Origin of the sequence: Streptomyces sp. NPDC015139 (assembly GCF_043079785.1) — a bacterium.
Lineage (GTDB): Bacteria > Actinomycetota > Actinomycetes > Streptomycetales > Streptomycetaceae > Streptomyces > Streptomyces albidocamelliae.
Window position 1 is genome coordinate 71,473 of the sequence record NZ_JBIBUW010000007.1, and the last position, 17,847, is coordinate 89,319.

A 17,847-nucleotide genomic window follows, 5' to 3' on the forward strand; every position below is an offset into this window, starting at 1 on the left:
CCGGTGACCCACCGGGTGCCCTTTCGCATGGGCCGCCACCGGGCCGCCGCGCCCGCTAGCCGCCGGCCCGGGTGGCGGCCGCGTCGTGCAGGGCCCGCAGGACACGGGTCACCGCGGTTCCGCTCTCCGCGCCCCTGCGCACCGCGCCCACCACATGGCGTACGGGCCGGTCCGGGCCCAGTTCGCGCAGGACCACGCCCGTACGGCGGCCGGCCGCCATCCTCGGTACCAGGGCGACGCCCATCCCCGCCTCCACCAGGGCGAGGATCGCGGTCCAGCCGGAGGCGGAGTGACCCTGGTGGGGGCTGAAGCCGGCCGCCTCGCAGGCCCGCCGGGTGATGTCGGACCAGGGTCCGCTGCCGCCGAAGATCCAGGGTTCCGCCGCGAGGTCCGGCAGCCGCAGCCCGTCGGCGCGGGCGAGCGGATGGCCCGGCGGCAGGGCGACGTCCAGCGGGTCGGTGAGCAGGGGCACGCGGGTGAAGCGGGGGTCCGCCGCGCTCGGCGCCTCGGCCGCGAGGGACAGGGCGAGGTCCACCTCTCCCGCGGCCAGCAGCTCGTAGGCCTCGGCGGCCTCCGCCTCCCTGACCCGTACCGAGATCCGGGGGTGCGACTCGCGCAGGGCCCGCACGGCCGGTACGACCAGGGCGGGCACCGCCGTCGGGAAGGCGCCGACGCGTACCTCGCCGGCGTCTCCCCGCGCGTACGCCGCGAGTGCCGCATCCGCCCGCTCCAGCTGCTCGAACACCGCCTCGGCGTGGGCCAGCACCAGCCGGGCCGCGTCGGTGAGCCGCACCCGGCGGCCCTGCGCCTCCAGCAGGGGTACGCCGAGCTGCCGGGCGAGGTTGGTGAGTTGCTGGGAGACGGCGGACGGAGTCATGTGCAGGGCCTCGGCCGTCGCCGTCACGGTCCCCCGCTCGCGCAGGGTGCGCAGGATCCGCAGCTTCCTCAGGTCCCACTCGGCCATGGCGCGCACGTTACCCGTCGTCACCGCGCCGGCCGGCCGCCGGGCTGCCGGGTCCCGCGCCGTGCGGCACAGTCCGGCGACCGGTGCCGGCGCCGAGGACGACGCCGCCCAGGATCAGTGCCAGGCACAGCAGTTGCGGCCATCCGGTGCGCTCGCCGAGTACCGCCCAGGACAGCAGGGCCACGCAGACCGGCTGGAGGTGGTAGACGACGCCGGCGCGGGTGGCGCCGATCAGGGCGACGGCCTTGTTCCAGGCGAAGAAGGCCACGGCGGAGGAGGCCACGCCGACGTAGAGCAGGGGCAGCACCGTCCCGGGGGACGGGGTGAAGCCGCCCTGCACGGCGAGACTGACGGCCTGCGCGGGCAGCAGCAGGACCGTGCCCGTCAGGAAGGTGGTGAACAGGAAGGCGGCTCCGCCGAGTTCCGCGGGCCGGCGGCGCAGCAGCGCGCTGTAGCCGGCGAAGCAGCAGGCGGCGCCGATCATCCACAGAGCACCGGCCGAGAGGTCCGCGTCGCCGCCGACGAGCAGCGTCACGCCCGCGCAGGCGACGATCAGTCCTGCGGTGCGCCGCCCGCCGAGCCGGACGCCGGCCAGCCGTTCGCACACCGCCATGAGCACAGGGGAGGCGGCCATGATCATGCCCATGGTGGCGGCCGGGGTGGTCAGACCGGCCTGGTTCACGAGGGTGTTGTAGACGGCCACGCCGAGCAGCGAGGCGCACAGGACGTAGCGGCCGTGCCGCCGGATCCGGGCCCGCGCCCGCCATGCCTGCCGGGCGCCGAAGGGAGCGACGGCGATCAGTGCGACGACCCAGCGCCAGAAGGCCTGCTGGACGGGCGGGACGCTGTCGTGCAGACCCCGGGAGGTGACGAAGCTGCCGGACCAGACGACCGTGGCGAGGGCGGCGCAGGCGAGTCCGGGGAGCGGGCCGGCGGCCCGGCGGGACGGAAGGCGGGACGGGAGGCGGGGCGGGAGGGTGGGGCGGGGCGGGAGGGTGGGGCGGGGCGAGGCGGTGGTCCGGTGCAGGACGGCGGCCACGGGGGTCCTTTCCGTGCGGGAGTGGGTGCTTCCTCACCGTCCCAGCGCCCGACCTGTCAGGTCCATCGAAACTTTTCGACCGTTCTCTTCAGCTGAACCGAACGGTCGCGGGGGTCGTCGGGCCGAGGTGGCGGGTGACGGCCGTCTCGATCTCCGCCGGTGTCGGCGCGTCGGCGGCCCAGGCCGCGTAGCCGTCGGGCCGCACCAGCACGGTGGTGCGGCGGCCGCCCGCCCGGCGGACCACGGCCAGCCGGTCCGCGCGGCCGGATCCCGCCTCGTACGGCTCCGGCGTGATCAGCACGAACCGTCCGCCGCGCAGCGCCTCGTACAGGCGGCCGCCGCCGGACAGCGTGACGTCCGCGACGCGGGCGCCGGTGAGGGCGTGGGCGCCGCGCGGTGCGGGATAGCGGTAGCCGATGCCGGTGACCTGGCCGGCGACCTTGCGGCGGGCCGGGCCGCACGCGTCGAGGAAAGCGGTGAGCGCGGCGCGGGCCGCCAGCGTCCAGGGGCGCTTGGCCATGGCGAGGCGCACGATCCCCCCGCTGCTGCGCAGCACCGCCCGGCCGACCGGGTGCCGTTCGTCCTGGTAGGTGGCCAGCAGGGCGGGGTCCGCGTGGCCGCCCACCACGGCGGCGAGCTTCCAGCTCAGGTTCGCCGCGTCCTGGAGGCCGGTGTTCATCCCCTGCCCGCCGGCCGGGGTGTGCACGTGCGCGGCGTCGCCGGCGAGGAAGACCCGGCCGACCCGGTAGGCCGGCGCCTGCCGCTCGTCGCTGTGGAAGCGGGACATCCAGCGGGCGTCGTGCATCCCGAAGTCCCGGCCGAGCGCGAGCCGCGTGATCTCCTTGACCTCCGCCAGTTCCAGGGGCTCGTGGTCGGCGACGTCACGGCCGCGGTGCCAGCCGATCACCCGGTAGTAGCCGTCGCCGAACGGCGCGAGGAAGGCGAAGGCGTCGCCGACGGCGTCGACGGTGAGCAGGGTCGGGGGCTTCTCGGCGAGCCGGACGTCGGCGAGCACGACGGACCGGATCACCGACCGGCCCGGGAAGGGCAGCCCGATCGCCTGCCGCACCGCACTGCGCATCCCGTCGGCGCCGACGACGTACGCGGCCCGGACCGTCTCCGTGCGCCCCTCCGGTCCCCGGGCCTCGACCGTCACGCCGGCCGCGTCCTGGGTGAGCCCGGTCAGCTCGGTCTCGTAGCGGAAGTCGGCGCCCGCCTCGACCGCGCGCCGCTCCAGCGCCTTCTCCACCTCGTACTGCGGGAGGACGAGGAGGTGGCGGTAGCGGGAGGGGAGGGCGGAGAGGTCCATGGTCAGCCGGCCGAAGAGACCGAGCCGGTCGAGGGGCTGCCCGACGGCCTCCAGGTCGTCGGCGAGGCCGCGGGCGTCGAGCTGTTCGAGGGTGCGGGCGTGCAGGACGAACGCGCGGGAGAGGTTGCTGATCCGGTGGGGGCGCTTCTCCAGGACGGTGACGGGGACGCCGGCGGCGGCGAGGTCGCCCGCGAGCAGGAGCCCGGTGGGGCCGCAGCCGACGATCACGACGCGGGGCGCCGGGGCGGTGTCGGTGCGGTGGGTGCCGGTGGGTTCGGTGGTGCCGCTCATGATGGCCTCCGGGGTGCCGACGCCTGTAGGTCAACAACTGTTGGTCAACGCTTGTTGGCAAGCGTAGGACGGCGGCGACGTCTGGTCAACACTTGTTGGCCCACGCGTGTTGGCCTACGCTCGTGGGCATGATGGGCAGCACGGAGACGAACCAGGCCGGGGAGCAGTCCGGCGCGCGGACGAAGCAGGCGGGGAAGGAGTCCGGCGACCGCGTCACCGGGCAGGCGCGCCGTTCCGGCGCCACCCGGTCGGCCATCCTCGCCGCGGCCCGGGAGCGCTTCGCCGCCGACGGGTACGAGCGGGCCACCATCCGGGCCGTCGCCAGGGACGCGCGCATCGACCCGTCGATGGTGATGCGCTACTTCGGCAGCAAGGAGGGCCTGTTCGCGGCGGCCGTCGCGCTGGATCTGCGGCTGCCCGACCTGGCACAGGTACCGCGCGAGGACATCGGGCGGACGCTGGTGGGCCACTTCCTGAACCTGTGGGAGGAGAACGAGGAGCTGACGGCCGTCCTCCGGGTGGGTGCCACCAACGAGGCCGGCGCCGAGCGGATGCAGGGCATCTTCCGGGAGCAGCTGCTGCCGGTGGCCCGGCAGGCCTGCCCCGATCCCGAGCAGGTGCCGGCCCGGGCCGCGCTCTGTGCCGCACAGCTGCTGGGTCTCGCGCTGACCCGCTACGTGCTGAGGCTGCCGCCGGCCCGCGCGCTCACCCGGGAGGAACTGGTGGCCTGGCTCGGGCCGACGGTCCAGCGCTACCTGACGGCACCGAACCCCTAGCCGAACCCCTGACCGGTCCCCCGGGCGGTCCCCCGGCCGAAAACACCGAGGGCGCCGGTCTCACCCCGGTACGGCGTGTGCGCGTACCGCGGGTGGGACGGGCGCCCCGGTGGGAGAAGCAGTCGTCAGGCCTTGGCCCGGACGTTGGACGTGGTGTCGTCCTTCTTGCCGTGCGACTTGTCCAGCAGCATCACCAGGCCGGCGATGACCACGAACAGCGCGACCGGGAGGAGCACGTAGAGGCCCAGCGTCTGGATGACGCTCAGGCCGGGGCCGGGGTCGTCGCCGTCGTCGCGGGTCAGCGCGAGCGCGGGGGACGACATGAGCAGCATCATCAGCGTCGTACCGGCGGCCAGGGCGCCGGCGCGCAGGGCGTTCTTCTTGTCCACGGAACTCAAGTTAGCGAACGGTCGTCGGGGCCGCGCGCCCGGGGTGCCCTAGCAGGACCTCCGCACCGGGCGGGACCGCGGCCTCGGGGCGGAAGCCCCGGGCAACGGCAGCACGCCGACCGCACGCCGACACCCCGCCGCACGCCGGCGCCCCGACCGCACGCCGACGGCCCCTGCCGTACGCCGGCGCCCTCCGCCGTACGGCAGTCCCTCCTCCTCACGCGCCCGGCGCGCCCGGCGCGGCCGACTGACCTCACGGACCTGACGGCCGCAGCACCTCCAGCAGGCCCCGCAGCCGCGGCGACGCCGTCAGCTCCTCCAGCGGCACCGGCCTGCCCTCCCGGTCGGCGATCGGCAGCCGCCAGTTGGGATACTGGTCCCAGGTGCCCGGCAGGTTCTGCGGGCGGCGGTCGCCCACGCCGTCCGGCAGCCAGACCCCGATCAGCCGGGCCGGAGTGCGCAGCAGGAAGCGGTGGACCGCGCGGATCTCCTCCTCCTCGTCGGAACCGGGCGGTCCGGCCGCCGGGCTGTCCAGCAGGCCGAGGCTGCCGAGCAGGGCGAGCCACTCCGCCGTGTCCGCCGCGGCCTCGGCGCGTTCCTCGACCGCCGAACGGGTGAGCAGTCCCAGGCGGTCGCGCAGGTCGACGTGGTCGCCGGTGAGCCGGGCGGCGGTGGGCGGCAGGTCGTGGGTGGTGGCGGTGGCCAGACAGTCGGCGCGCCACCGCTCGGGCGGCAGCGGGTGTCCGTCGCCCTCCCAGTCCCGCTCGAACCACAGCACGGAGGTGCCGAGCACCCCGCGCCGCTGCAGCGCCTCGCGCACGCCGGGTTCGACGGTGCCCAGGTCCTCGCCGATGACCACGACCCCGGCGCGGGTGGCCTCCAGGGCGAGGGTCGCGAGCATGGCGTCGGCGTCGTGACGCACGTAGGTGCCCTCGGTGGGCGGGCTGCCCTGCGGCACCCACCAGAGCCGGAACAGGCCCATGACGTGGTCGATGCGCAGCGCGCCCGCGTACCGGAAGAGGGCGCGCAGGAGTTCGCGGTAGGGGGCGTGGCCCAAGGCGGCGAGCCGGTCGGGACGCCAGGGCGGCAGGCCCCAGTCCTGGCCGCGGGCGTTGAAGGCGTCCGGTGGCGCGCCGACCGACATTCCGGCGGCGAACACGTCCTGCTGCGCCCAGGCGTCGGCGCCCACCGGGTGCACCCCGACGGCGAGGTCGTGCACGATCCCGACCGGCATGCCGGCCTCGCGGGCGGCACGCTGGGCCGCCCGCAGCTGGCCGTCGGTGAGCCAGGCCAGGCGGGCGTGGAAGGCCACCCGGCCGGCGAGTTCGGCGCGGGCACGGGCGGTGGCGGGCGAGCGGGGGTCGCGCAGCCCGTCCGGCCAGCCGTGCCAGTCGGAGCCGTGCACCTCGGCGAGGGCGCACCAGGTGGCGTGGTCGTCGAGGGCCTGGCCGTGAGCGGCGCGGAAGTCGTCGTAGGCGGCCTGCCGGCCGGGGCCGAGGGGGACGGCGAGGACCAGTTCCAGTGCCTCCCGCTTCAGCTCCCACACGGCGTCCCGGTCGATGAGCGCGCCCTTGTCGAGTACGTCCTCCCGCAGCCGCCCGGCCCGCTCCAGCAGGGCGGCCAGGCGCGCGCGGTCCTCGACGTAGCCGAACTCGGGGATCTCCTCGATCCGCAGGTGCACGGGGTCGGGGAAACGGCGGGAGGAGGGCCGGTACGGGGAGGGGTCGGTGGGAGCACCGGGCACGGCCGCGTGCAGGGGGTTGACCTGCACGAACCCGGCTCCGGCGGTGCGCCCCGCCCAGCTCGCGAGCTCGGCGAGGTCACCGAGGTCGCCCATGCCCCAGGAGCGGTGGGAGAGCAGGGAGTACAGCTGGACGAGAACGCCCGAGGAGCGTCCGGGCGGGGCGGGGAGGCGGTCGGGGGCGACGACGAGATGGGCCCGGCCGGTGCGCCCGTCGGGCGCGAGGGCGGTGAGCCGGTGGACGCCGAGCGGGAGGCCGGCGGTCCCTGAGCGCTCCTGCCCGTCCTCGGTCAGCACGTCCAGCCGGGTTCCGGGGGGCAGTGCGGCGAGGGCGGCGGGCGGCTCGGCGCCGGCCCACTGCACCACCGTCGGCGGCAGCAGGCGTTCGCGCAGTTCGCGTTCCCGCTCGGCGAGCGCGGCGCGGACGGCGTCCGGGGTGCCCGCGTCGACGCCGAGGGCGGTCAGGGCGGCGGCCACGGCGGAGGCGGGTACCGCGACGGTGCGGTCCGGCGCGGGACTGTAGGAGGTGGCGACCCCGTGCAGCCCGGCGAGCCGGGTGAGGTCCTCACCGGCGGGCGCGGACGCCGCGCCCGTGTCGCCGGGTCCGGCCGCGACGGTTCCGGCCGGCCCGGGCAGCTCCGCGTCGTCGTGCCCCGCGGCCATCTACAGCCCCGGGGCGTAGCAGTCCGGGACCGGGTCGGACTCGCTGGTCAGCGGGGCGGTCTCGGCGAGCGGGGGCTCACTGGTCAGGGGCTCGGCGTCGGGCAGCGGCGGTTCGCTGGTGAGGGGGGCCTGGGTGCAGGCGCTCTCCGCGCTGAAGACGCACAGGCGGACCGTGTCGGTGTCGGCGGACTGCTCCGCCACGGGTTTGAACTGGGCCGGGATCGTGGGTGCGGCCACTGGGGCCTCCTTTTCGATGGTGCGGCTTTTGACGGTTTACGGCAGGCCTACCCAATGACGGCGTCGGCACGCGTGGCCGTTGCCGGAGCACCTGATGGGGTGGCGGTGATCCGTTGCCGGGCCGGTGATCGATAGAGGAGGTGTGAGACTGTTCCGCCCCATGGGGGGCCAGCGGGAGAAGGACGACGGCGCGGACGCGGCGCTGTTGCGGGCCGTCGCCGCGGGGGACGCGGCCGCGATGGCCACCCTGTACGACCGGCACGCGGGCTGGCTGCACGCGCGGCTGACCCGGCGGTGCGCCGACCCGGAGGTCGTGCGCGAGGTGGTGCAGGACACGTTCGTCACGGTGTGGCGGTCGGCGGCCGGGCACCGCGGGGAGGACGCCGGCGGCTGGCTGTGGACGATCGCCGCGCGCCGCCTGGTCGACGCCCGGCGCGCGCAGGAACGGGTCGCGCGGTTCGCCGGGCCTCCGCTGGAGCCCGGTTCCGCCGGGCGGTACGAGCCCGCCGCCGCGCCGTCCGCGGAGGACCGGGTGCTGGCGGGGCTGGAGTACGGCGATGTCGGCGCCGCCCTCGACCGGATCTCGCCCGAGCTGCGCGAGGTGCTGCGCGCGACCGTCGTGGACGGGCTGACCACGCGGGAGGCGGCCCGGCTGCTCGGCATACCCGAGGGCACGGTCAAGTCCCGCGCCCGGCGGGCCCGCGCCGAGCTGCGGGCGGCCCTGGACCTGCTGCACCCGTCCCCGCTGGGAGGCACGGCATGACGAACGGCAACGCGCGCATCTGGCACGTGTCCGACGACCTCGCCGCCCGCTACGCCGAGGGCGTGCTGCCGGAGCCGGACGCGTGGTCCCTGGAGAAGCACGTGGAGGGCTGCGGGGGCTGCGCGGCCACGGTGTCGGAGGCGGTGCGCGGCACGGCCGCCGGGACGGTCCTCGCACAGGTGCGGGACGCGGTCCTGGCCTCGATGCCCCCGGCGCAGGCGGCGCCCGCCGTGCGGCGCAGCAGCCCGCGGAGGCCGCGCGTGCCCCACCGGTTCGCGAGGCTGCTGTGGGCCGCGGGGCCCGCGGTGCGCGGGGCGTGGCTGCCCGCGGTGCTCGTGGTGGCCGCCGGCGCGCTGGCCCTGGCGTACGGCACCGGATACCCCGGGGCGCGGGCACTGCTGCTGGCCGTCGCCCCCGTCGTGCCGGTCGCCGGGGTCGCCCTGTCCTACGGTCCGCACGCCGACCCGCTGCACGAGGTCACCGCGGCCACGCCGGGCGGCGGGCTGCGGCTCGCGCTCACCCGGACGGTCGCCGTCCTCGCGGTGAGCCTGCCGCTGCTGACCCTCACCGGTCTGCTGCTGCCCGCGTCCGGCGCCCCGGCCGCCGCGGCCTGGCTGCTGCCGGGGCTGGCGCTGGCGCTCGGCTCGCTGGCCCTGGCCTCCTTCGTGGGGTGCCGGACGGCTGCCCTGCTGACGGGCGGCGGCTGGCTGCTGGCCGTCCTCGGCCCGGTGCCCGCCGCACCCGGCGGCGCGGCCGGCGCGCGGCTGGCCGAGCAGCTCTCCCGCTGCTTCGACGGCGTCGGCGCGCAGAGCGCGTGGGCGTCGGCGGCCGTGCTGAGCGCCGTCCTGGTGACGGCCCGCCGCCCGGTGTACGACCGCCCGCTCGGCCGGTGACGGCAGGCGGCACACCCGCCCCCGCCGACCTCCGCCCTTCATCGCTTTCCTTGATCCGCCTGGAGAGACCTTGACTTCGATACGTGTGTCCGGCCTGCGGGTCCGGCACCGCAGAACGCTCGCCCTCGACTCCCTCGACCTCGGCCTCGGCCCCGGTGTGCACGGGCTGCTCGGGCCGAACGGGGCCGGGAAGACCTCGCTGATCCGGGTGCTGGCCACCGTCGCCCGGCCGGACGCCGGGCGGGTGGAGATCCTCGGCGAGGACACCGCCGGGCACCGCGGCCGGACGGAGGTCCGGCGCCGGCTCGGCTATCTGCCGCAGGAGTTCGGCCACTACCCGGGCTTCACCGTGCGGGAGTTCGTGGCGTACATGGCCTGGCTGAAGGAGATGCCCGCCGAGCGGGTGCCGGACGCCGTGGAGCGGGCCGTGGCCCGGGTGGGCCTCACGGACCGCATCGACGCGAAGGTGCGGACGCTGTCCGGCGGCATGGTCCGCCGGGTCGGCATCGCGCAGGCCGTCGTCAACGACCCGGCCGTCCTGCTGCTGGACGAGCCGACGGCCGGACTGGATCCGGAGCAGCGGGTGGAGTTCCGCGCGCTGCTGCGGGAGCTGGGTGTCACGGCGACGGTCGTGGTCGCGACGCACCTGGTGGAGGACGTGGCCGCCGCCTGCACCGAGGTCACCCTCCTCGACGCCGGGCGGGTCGCCTACCGGGGCACGCCCGAGGCGCTCTCCGCGCTCGGCGAGACCTCCGGCGGCCCCGGCGACCATCCGATCGAGCGTGGGTACAGCGCCGCACTGCGGGCCCACCGCGCGGCGGGCACGGGCGCGCGGGAGGCGGTGTGATGACCGCGGTCACCGAAAGGAGCGCGCCGGCGGCACGGCGGCGCGCACCGCATCCCGTCCGGGCGGAGGCCGTACGCGGCTTCGCGCCCTTCGCGGGGGCCGCGGTCCTGCTGACGTCCGGCGTGATGCTGGGCGGCAAGGCGGACCGGTGGCAGGGCGACTGGGGGGCGACCGCCGCACTCCTGCACACCGCGCTGCTGATCCTGGTGCCGCTGGCCGCCGCCGCGGGATGCTGGCAGGGCGGGCGTGAGCGGCGGCGCCGTACCGAGGAGCTGTGGGCCACGGCCGTACGGCCGCCGCTGACCGGGTTCCTGGCCTCGGCGCTCCCGACGGCGGCCTGGGTCGCGGCCGGCTACCTGGCCGGTGCGGCTCTGGCGCTGCTCGCGTGTTGGCCGTACGCGCTCGGCGGCGGGCCGCGGCTCGGGCTGCTGCCCGGGGACACGGTGGCCATGGCGTCGGCCTCGCTGGCGGGCCAGGTGCTCGGCCGGGTCGTGCCGACGCGGCTGGCGGCACCGCTGCTGGCCCTCGCCGGGTACGTGGGGCTCGCGCTGCTCCTGCGGGGCCCCTCGGACGCGAGCCATGAACTGAGTCCCGCCCGTGTCGTCGGCGACGCCCAGCTGCCCGTGTGGTGGCAGCCGGCGGCGATGGCCGCCTGGACGGGCGGCCTGGCCCTCGCCGCCGTGCTGGCGTACGCCGCCCGGCGCCGGGCGACGGCCCTGCTGCCGCTGGCCGCCGCCGTGGCCGCGGGCGTGCTGCTCGTGCAGACCGGCGACGGCCTGTGGCGGCACGATCCGCTGACGCGCCGCCAGGTCTGTGACACCTCGACCACGCCGGCGATCTGCGTCAACGCCCGGTACGCGGGTCTGTTGCCGCAGGTCAAGGAGGCCCTGTCGGGAATCACGGACAAGCTGGCGGGGGTGGAGAACCTGCCGGCGCGCTGGGACGACCTGCCGGGCGGGCCCGACGACCGGGCGCACCTGCCGATGGTGACGCCGATGGGGTGGTCGGTCGTACGGGGGCGGCTGACGGATCCGCGGCAGTACGCCTGGGAGGCGGCCGCCGCGCTGGACGGGCACGAGGAGTGCGACGACCCGCGGGTGCTGGAACTGGACGAGCTGGTCGAGCACTACCTGGCGCCCAGCCCCGCCGAGTCGCACTTCGACGACCTGTACCGGCACGGCACCAAGGCCCAGCGTGCCGAACAGCGCAGGAAGGAGGCCGCGCGGGCGCGCCTCGCGGCGATGAGCGGGAAGGAGCGCAGGGCATGGCTGTCGGCGTACTTCGCGACGGCGGGCCGCTGCGACGCCGAGGGGGTGCCGGCCCTGTGAACGCTCCCCCGCCGCACGGTCCCCTCCTGTACGCCCGCTCCCGTTCGCTGCCCCTCGCGCTGGCCGCCCTCGCCGCGACGACCGCCTTCGCGGTGTGGGCCGCCGGGCGGCTGGACGGCTCCCCGGACCCCTACCACCGGGTGGCGATCGTGACGTCGGCCCCACTGCTGGCGTCGGCGGTGATCGGGGCGAGTCTGTACTCGGCCTCGGCCGAGCTGGACGGCACGGCCGTACGACCGTGGTGGCCGCGGCGCATGGCCCAGCTCGCGGCGCTGACCGCGGTCGCGGCGGCGCTGCTGCCCCTGGCCGTCCTCGGGCACCCGGAGACGATCGGGCCGGGCGCGGTGATCCGCAACACGCTGGGCTGCACGGGCGTCACGGCGGCCGCCGCCGTCCTGCTCGGCGCCCGGCTGAGCTGGCTGCCGGCCTTCGCCTACGTCTCCGCCCTGTACCTGGGCTTCCACCGCGTCCGGGGCTGGGGGGCGACGGTGTGGGCGTGGCCGATGCAGCCGGGGGCGGAGCGGGGAGCATGGGCGACGGCCCTGGCCGCGTTCGCGCTGGGCACCGCCTGGTACGCGGTCCGGGGTGCGCGCCCCGAGCGGCAGCGCACCTGAGACGGTGGGCGGGGCAGCCGGCCGCGAGGAGGGGCTGCCCGCCCACATACAACGGGCCCGGAGCGACTAGGCGGAGATGCCGTCGATCCGGGCCAGAGCGTCGTCCGCGCCGTACGGCTGCAAGTAGGGCAGCCAGCGCGGATCCCTGTGACCTGTGCCGATGATGCGCCAGGCCAGACCGGTGGGCGGCGCCGGTTTGTGCCGCAGCCGCCAGCCGATCTCCACGAGGTGACGGTCGGCCTTCACGTGGTTGCAGCGGCGGCAGGAAGCCACCACGTTGTCCCAGACGTGCTTGCCCCCGCGGCTGCGCGGGATGACGTGGTCGACGCTGGTTGCGACGCCACCGCAGTACATGCACCGGCCCCCGTCGCGCGCGAACAGCGCCCGCCGGGTGAGAGGAACGGGCCCGCGGTAGGGGACCCGCACGAATCGCTTGAGCCGGACCACGCTGGGTGCGGGGACTGTGACGGTTGCGCTGTGCAGATAGGCGCCGGATTCCTCGAGGGAGACGGCCTTGTTCTCCAGGACGAGGACGAGCGCGCGGCGGAGCGGTACGACGCCGAGCGGCTCGTACGACGCGTTGAGGACCAGGACATGCGGCACGGGTGCCTCCTTGGGCGTCGGCGGCGCGTGGCTCGCGCCGGGACGATCTGCAGTCAGTCTCCCCTCATGCCTGGTGGAAGCGCCACCATGTCCCGGTAACGGGCTGGGAGTGTTTTCGACCACACCGCATTCATCCCCAGGATCATGACCTGTTCAAGCCAGGGTGAGCCCTGTCTCTCCTGCGCCGCTCCTCGACGGATCGGCCCGGGGCACACACAATCCCCCGTTAGTGTGGTGGTCCTGTCCGACCGGTGATCTTTTCGTGACCTTGCAGACCTTGACCGCCTTGCCGGTACGGACCGCGCAGCACCTTGGAGGTACCTGCCGTGTCGTCCTTGCCCGCCGCCGTGTCGGCCGCCGGTGCATCGCCGTCCCCGTCCCCCTCCGGTTCGACGCCTCCGGCCGTGCCGACGCTCCAGGACGCCCAGGAGAGCGCGACGAACGCGGCGAGCTGGGTCGAGCAGAACTGGTCGACGTGGCTCGCCATGGGGCTGCAGATCCTGCTGATCGTGGCCGTGGCGGTCGCGCTCAGAGCGGTGGTGCGGCGGTCGATCAGCAAGCTGATCGACCGGATGGGCCGCTCCGCGCAGGCGGACGCCGGCGCGCTGGGCGGGCTGCTGGTCAACGCCGAGCGGCGCCGGCAGCGGTCGGCCGCGATCGGGTCGGTGCTGCGCTCGGTGGCGAGTTTCCTGATCCTCGGCACGGCCGCGCTGATGGTGCTGGGCACCTTCAAGATCAACCTGGCGCCGCTGCTGGCCTCCGCCGGTGTCGCCGGTGTGGCGATCGGTTTCGGCGCCCGCAACCTGGTCACGGACTTTCTCTCCGGCGTCTTCATGATCCTGGAGGACCAGTACGGCGTCGGTGACGTGATCGACGCGGGGGTGGCCTCCGGCGAGGTGATCGAAGTCGGGCTGCGGGTGACCAAGCTGCGGGGCGCCGACGGCGAGATCTGGTATGTCCGCAACGGCGAGGTCAAGCGGATCGGCAACCTCTCCCAGGGCTGGGCGACCGCCGGCGTCGACGTGACCGTGAAGGCGAGCGAGGACCTGGACAGGGTCAAGAGCACGCTGGACGAGGTCGCCGAGAAGATGAGCAAGGAAGAGCCCTGGAACGAGCTGCTGTGGGGCCAGATCGAGGTGCTCGGCCTGGACTCCGTGCTGATCGACTCCATGGTGGTCCGCGTCTCGGCGCGGACGATGCCGGGCAAGTCGGTGACGGTGGAGCGGGAACTGCGCTGGCGCGTCAAGCGGGCGTTCGACGCGGCGAGCATCCGGATCGTGGGCGGGGCGACGGCCGTGGAGGACCTGGCGGACACCCCGGACCCGGCGGCGGCGATGGCGGCCCCGTCGGTGTACTCCAACGCGGACTCCCCCCAGTCGGCGGCGGCCTCCCCGATCGCCGCGCAGCGCCCGTCACCACCGGCGAAGTAGGGGCACGGTTCAGCAGGCTCGTTCGGGCGGACACGCGGGGCGTTCCGGCGCACGGGGTGCCCCGTCGTTCTGCCGGGGCGTCCGAAGACCGGTCCCACGACGCGGTCGTGACGCGCCCCGACGAAAGATCGTCTTCACAGGAACCCCGCGTCGCCTCCGCATTTCGTGATCACCTAGGGTCACCTCCACATCGGGCCCTTGCTCTGGAGCGCGACGCCGCCCGGGGGCCCGTCTCGAATGTGGGGAAACATGCGCAAGCTCGCCATAGGCGCCGCCCTGTCCGGCACCCTGGCACTGGCCGGCCTGGCCGCGCCCGCCGCCTCCGCGGCCGACGCGCCGGACCTGACGTTCGCGGGCGTGACCGTGAACAAGGGCAAGGCGGTGACCGTCGGCACCACCGACACGGTGACCGTGCCGGTCTCGTACACCCTGACCCGCCCCAAGGACCTGGTCATCGACCAGGAGAAGAACATCCAGGCGGTGATGCTGTACCGCGGCACGCTGCGGTCGGTCGACAACGAGCTCGGCCCCGACGCCCCGCCCGTCTGCACGACGGCCGCCACCACGGACACGACGGTCACCGAGAACTGCACCGAGAAGATCGTCGTCGACCCCGAGGAGGCGCTGTTCGACGCCGCCGACGCCACCACGTGGAAGGCCGCGGGCGTCTACGGCCACAGCGACAGCGTCTTCTCGGACGACTACCTGCACAGCGAGAACGACGTCACCATGTGGGGCAACCTCGCCTCGGTGAAGGTGCAGCGCGCCGCGCGGCTGACCGTGAACGCCAGCCCCGAGCCCGCGGTCAAGGGCCGGACGCTCACCGTCAAGGGCAGCCTGACGCGGGCCGACTGGGAGCACGGCACGTACCGCGGCTACCAGGGGGTGAAGGTCGTCCTGCAGTTCAAGGCGGACGGCGGCTCCTACGCGAACGTCAAGGGCATCACCTCCGGTACCCAGGGCGCCCTGTCCACCACGGTGAAGGCGACCCGGAGCGGCACCTACCGCTTCGTCTTCGCCGGTACGGCCACGACGGCCGCGAAGACGTCCGCCGGCGACCACGTGACGGTCAAGTAGCCGCCACGACCGCCGAGTAGACCCGGGCCCCGCACGGGCCCGCACGGCCACGCCCCCGAGGTAACGACTCTGTTGCCTCGGGGGCGTTGTCTATTGACGCCCCCTTCGTCCTGGGCTTACGTTCCTCCCACCCCAATAGGAAAGTTTCCTAACAATGATCTCCAGGCGGCCGGTGATCAAGACTGGACGTCCTGCGCAGGTCACTGAGAAGCTGGGCGGCTGGAAAGGCAGGTGTCGACCCCATGGCAGGAACCGCCGGCACGCCGGGCACCCCGCGCGTCCTGCGCGCCATGAACGACCGCGCCGCCCTGGACCTCCTGCTGGAGCACGGGCCGCTGTCGCGCACCCGGATCGGCAAGCTCACCGGCCTGTCCAAGCCGACCGCCTCCCAGCTGCTGGCCCGCCTCGAAGCGGCCGGGCTGGTCCGGGTCACCGGCACCAGCGAGGGCCGGCCGGGCCCCAACGCCCAGCTGTACGCGGTCGATCCCGGTGCCGCGTACGCCGCCGGGCTCGACGTCAGCCCGCACCGCATCCGGGCCGCGGTCGCCGACGTCACCGGCCGCACGGTCGGCGAGCACGAGCTGCCCACCCCGGGCAGACGGCCCGCCCAGCCGGTCGTCCAGCAGGTCACCGAGGCCCTCGACGGCGCCGTGAAGGCCGCCGGGCTCGCCCGGTCCGACGTGCACCGGCTGGTCATCGGCACCCCCGGCGCCTTCGACCCCAACACCGGGCGCCTGCGCTACGCCTCCCACCTGCCCGGCTGGCACTCCCCCACGCTGCTCGACGAACTCGCGGCGGCGCTCCCGATGCCGGTCGAGTACGAGAACGACGTCAACCTCGCGGCCATCGCCGAACAGCGGCTCGGCGCCGCCCGCGGCCACGCGGACTTCGTGCTGCTGTGGAACCAGGAGGGCCTCGGCGCCGCCCTGGTCCTCGGTGGCCGGCTGCACCGCGGCTGGACCGGCGGCGCCGGCGAGGTCGGCTTCCTGCCGGTGCCGGGCACCCCCCTCGTACGCCAGGTGACCAAGGCCAACAGCGGTGGCTACCAGGAGCTGGCCGGCTCCCAGGCGGTACCGAAGCTGGCCCGTGAACTCGGCATCACCGACATCCCGTCGGGGCCGTACACCGACGTGGCCGCCGCACTCGTGGCCCGCGCCGCCGATCACGCGGGCGGCCCGCACCGGGAGTTGCTCCAGACCTACGCGACCCGGCTGGCCACCGGTCTCGCCTCGCTCGTCTCCGTCCTCGACCCCGAACTCGTCGTACTCAGCGGCTCCGCCTTGACGGCCGGCGGCGAGGTGCTGCGCGCCCTCGTCCAGGCCGAGCTGGAGGAACTGGCGGCGGCCCGCCCCCGGCTGGTCGTCGGCGACGTCCACGAGCACCCCGTCCTGCGCGGCGCACTGGAATCGGCGCTCGCCACCACCCGCGACGAGGTCTTCGACACCTCGCGCTGAACCCCGCAACGCCCGGAAAGCACCTCCGCAGCACCTCGGTAGCACCTTCCCCCGCTCACCCACACCGCCCCGGGAGACCTCGCCATGCCCGAAGCCATACCCTCCCTTGCCCGAAAGACGGCTTTTGCCCTGACCGCGTCGCTGGCTCTGCTGGCCACCGCCTGTACCGGCCAGTCCGGCTCGGGCGCCACGGACGACGCCTCCAAGGACACGACGATCAACTTCTGGCACGCCTGGAGCGCCCCGAACGAGGTGAAGGCGGTCAAATCCCTGGTCGCCGGCTTCGAGCGGGCACACCCCAACATCCATGTGAACGTCGTCGGCAACATGACCGACGACAAGATCAACCAGGCGCTGCGCTCCGGCGGCGACCGGGCGCCGGACGTGATCTCCTCCTTCACCACGAACAACGTGGGCAAGTTCTGCTCCTCGGGCGCGCTGGTCGATCTGAACCCCTTCTTCGAGAAGTCGAAGATCGATCCGCGGACGACGTTCCCGAAGCCGATGAACGAGTACACCCAGTTCGACGGCAACCGCTGCACGGTCCCGCTGCTCGGCGACGCCTACGGGCTCTACTACAACAAGACCGCGTTCGAGAAGGCGGGCATCGCGAACCCGCCGAAGACCTGGTCGGAGTTCGCGGCCGACGCCAAGAAGCTGACCATCGCCCGGGGCGACTCCTACCGGCAGCTCGGCTTCATGCCGAACTACCACGGCTGGGAGTCGACGACCGAGCACTACTTCGGGCAGTTCTCGCCGACGTACTTCGGCAAGGACGGCAAGTCGGCCCTGGCCGAGGACCCGGCGTTCCAGAAGGGCTTCACGCTCCAGAAGAAGCTCGTGGACGAACTCGGCGGCTTCCAGAAGCTGGAGAAGTTCCGGGCCACCCTCGGCGACGAGTGGGGCCCCAAGCACCCCTTCCACACCGGCCAGGTGGCCATGCAGCTCGACGGCGAGTGGCGGCTCGGCATGGCAGAGGAGGCCAAGCCCAAGTTCGAGATCGGCGTGGCCCCGCTGCCCGTGCCCGACGACCAGGCCGCGCAGTACGGCAAGGGCTACATCACCGGCACCATCGCCGGCATCGCCGCCAACAGCCACAAGCAGAACGCGGCCTGGGAACTGGTGAAGTACATGACCACCGACACCGACGCGGTGGTCGGCTTCGCCAACGGCATCCACAACGTGCCCTCCACCCTGGCGGCGCTGAAGTCGCCGAAGCTGAAGTACGACCCGCGGTTCAGGACGTTCCTGGACATCGCCGCGAACCCGCACTCCACCACGACGCCCGCCTCCCTCAACGGCGGTGTCTACCTGGTGACGATCCAGCAGTTCGGCTACGACTACGAGAGCGGCAAGGCCACCGATCTGAAGGCCGGTCTGAAGACGACGGCCGCGCAGATCGACACGGACATCGCGCAGGCGAAGTAGC

General features: G+C 74.5%; 17 protein-coding genes. 10 read left to right on the forward strand and 7 right to left on the reverse strand.

The annotated features are described in order from the left end of the window. Nucleotides 1-55: 55 nt before the first annotated feature. The 3 genes from ACF08B_RS20300 to ACF08B_RS20310 form a co-directional block, all read right to left on the reverse strand. Nucleotides 56-964, reverse strand: coding sequence for a LysR family transcriptional regulator (locus ACF08B_RS20300; protein ID WP_392318618.1), 909 nt, complete (start codon nucleotides 962-964; stop codon nucleotides 56-58). A gap of 10 nt (nucleotides 965-974) precedes the next feature. Further along, entirely contained in the window at nucleotides 975-2,003 is a 1,029-nt protein-coding gene (locus tag ACF08B_RS20305; RefSeq protein WP_392318619.1) for a DMT family transporter, read from the reverse strand. 88 nt (nucleotides 2,004-2,091) lie between these two features. Next, a complete protein-coding gene (locus ACF08B_RS20310; protein ID WP_392318620.1) occupies nucleotides 2,092-3,603 on the reverse strand; it encodes an FAD-dependent monooxygenase in 1,512 nt (503 codons plus the stop codon). A gap of 128 nt (nucleotides 3,604-3,731) precedes the next feature. On the opposite strand from ACF08B_RS20310, the gene ACF08B_RS20315 reads away from it, so the two are divergent. Continuing rightward, a complete protein-coding gene (locus ACF08B_RS20315) occupies nucleotides 3,732-4,379 on the forward strand; it encodes a TetR family transcriptional regulator (protein WP_392318621.1) in 648 nt (215 codons plus the stop codon). Nucleotides 4,380-4,504: 125 nt separating this feature from the next. On the opposite strand, the gene ACF08B_RS20320 is transcribed toward ACF08B_RS20315, so the two are convergent. From ACF08B_RS20320 to ACF08B_RS20330, 3 genes are all read right to left on the reverse strand, one after another. Then, complete coding sequence (locus tag ACF08B_RS20320; protein ID WP_392318622.1) at nucleotides 4,505-4,768, reverse strand: hypothetical protein; 264 nt, start codon at nucleotides 4,766-4,768, stop codon at nucleotides 4,505-4,507. Nucleotides 4,769-5,021: 253 nt separating this feature from the next. Next, on the reverse strand, nucleotides 5,022-7,172 hold the full coding sequence (gene malQ / locus ACF08B_RS20325) for a 4-alpha-glucanotransferase (protein WP_392318623.1): 2,151 nt from the start codon (nucleotides 7,170-7,172) through the stop codon (nucleotides 5,022-5,024). Beyond that, the gene (locus ACF08B_RS20330) at nucleotides 7,173-7,409 is read right to left on the reverse strand and encodes a hypothetical protein (protein WP_392318624.1); all 237 of its coding nucleotides are present in this window, start codon (nucleotides 7,407-7,409) and stop codon (nucleotides 7,173-7,175) included. Nucleotides 7,410-7,569: 160 nt separating this feature from the next. Between ACF08B_RS20330 and ACF08B_RS20335 the strand changes: the two genes are divergently transcribed. The 5 genes from ACF08B_RS20335 (at nucleotide 7,570) to ACF08B_RS20355 (ending at nucleotide 11,854) form a co-directional block, all read left to right on the forward strand. Next, nucleotides 7,570-8,172 carry an RNA polymerase sigma factor gene (locus ACF08B_RS20335; protein ID WP_093477615.1) on the forward strand — a complete coding sequence of 201 codons (603 nt, stop codon included), beginning with the start codon at nucleotides 7,570-7,572 and terminating at the stop codon, nucleotides 8,170-8,172. Next, entirely contained in the window at nucleotides 8,169-9,065 is an 897-nt protein-coding gene (locus tag ACF08B_RS20340; protein ID WP_392318625.1) for a zf-HC2 domain-containing protein, read from the forward strand. Before ACF08B_RS20335 ends, ACF08B_RS20340 begins: the two co-directional genes overlap by 4 nt. Nucleotides 9,066-9,135: 70 nt before the next feature. Then, nucleotides 9,136-9,912, forward strand: a complete 777-nt coding sequence (locus tag ACF08B_RS20345; protein WP_392318626.1) for an ABC transporter ATP-binding protein — start codon at nucleotides 9,136-9,138, stop codon at nucleotides 9,910-9,912. After that, nucleotides 9,912-11,240 carry a hypothetical protein gene (locus ACF08B_RS20350; RefSeq protein ID WP_392318627.1) on the forward strand — a complete coding sequence of 443 codons (1,329 nt, stop codon included), beginning with the start codon at nucleotides 9,912-9,914 and terminating at the stop codon, nucleotides 11,238-11,240. The genes ACF08B_RS20345 and ACF08B_RS20350 overlap by 1 nt, the downstream gene beginning before the upstream one ends. Next, the gene (locus ACF08B_RS20355) at nucleotides 11,237-11,854 is read left to right on the forward strand and encodes a hypothetical protein (RefSeq protein WP_392318628.1); all 618 of its coding nucleotides are present in this window, start codon (nucleotides 11,237-11,239) and stop codon (nucleotides 11,852-11,854) included. The genes ACF08B_RS20350 and ACF08B_RS20355 overlap by 4 nt, the downstream gene beginning before the upstream one ends. A gap of 66 nt (nucleotides 11,855-11,920) precedes the next feature. Here ACF08B_RS20355 and ACF08B_RS20360 read toward each other — a convergent pair whose 3' ends face one another. Continuing rightward, complete coding sequence (locus tag ACF08B_RS20360) at nucleotides 11,921-12,457, reverse strand: HNH endonuclease (protein WP_033526416.1); 537 nt, start codon at nucleotides 12,455-12,457, stop codon at nucleotides 11,921-11,923. 326 nt (nucleotides 12,458-12,783) lie between these two features. Here ACF08B_RS20360 and ACF08B_RS20365 point away from each other — a divergent pair, with 326 nt between their 5' ends. The 4 genes from ACF08B_RS20365 (at nucleotide 12,784) to ACF08B_RS20380 (ending at nucleotide 17,846) form a co-directional block, all read left to right on the forward strand. Then, nucleotides 12,784-13,887, forward strand: coding sequence for a mechanosensitive ion channel family protein (locus ACF08B_RS20365; RefSeq protein ID WP_392318629.1), 1,104 nt, complete (start codon nucleotides 12,784-12,786; stop codon nucleotides 13,885-13,887). A gap of 249 nt (nucleotides 13,888-14,136) precedes the next feature. Continuing rightward, the gene (locus ACF08B_RS20370) at nucleotides 14,137-14,964 is read left to right on the forward strand and encodes a hypothetical protein (RefSeq protein WP_392318630.1); all 828 of its coding nucleotides are present in this window, start codon (nucleotides 14,137-14,139) and stop codon (nucleotides 14,962-14,964) included. A gap of 242 nt (nucleotides 14,965-15,206) precedes the next feature. Then, on the forward strand, nucleotides 15,207-16,418 hold the full coding sequence (locus ACF08B_RS20375; protein ID WP_392318631.1) for an ROK family protein: 1,212 nt from the start codon (nucleotides 15,207-15,209) through the stop codon (nucleotides 16,416-16,418). 84 nt (nucleotides 16,419-16,502) lie between these two features. After that, nucleotides 16,503-17,846 carry an ABC transporter substrate-binding protein gene (locus ACF08B_RS20380; protein WP_392318632.1) on the forward strand — a complete coding sequence of 448 codons (1,344 nt, stop codon included), beginning with the start codon at nucleotides 16,503-16,505 and terminating at the stop codon, nucleotides 17,844-17,846. The last annotated feature ends 1 nt before the right edge of the window (nucleotide 17,847 follow it).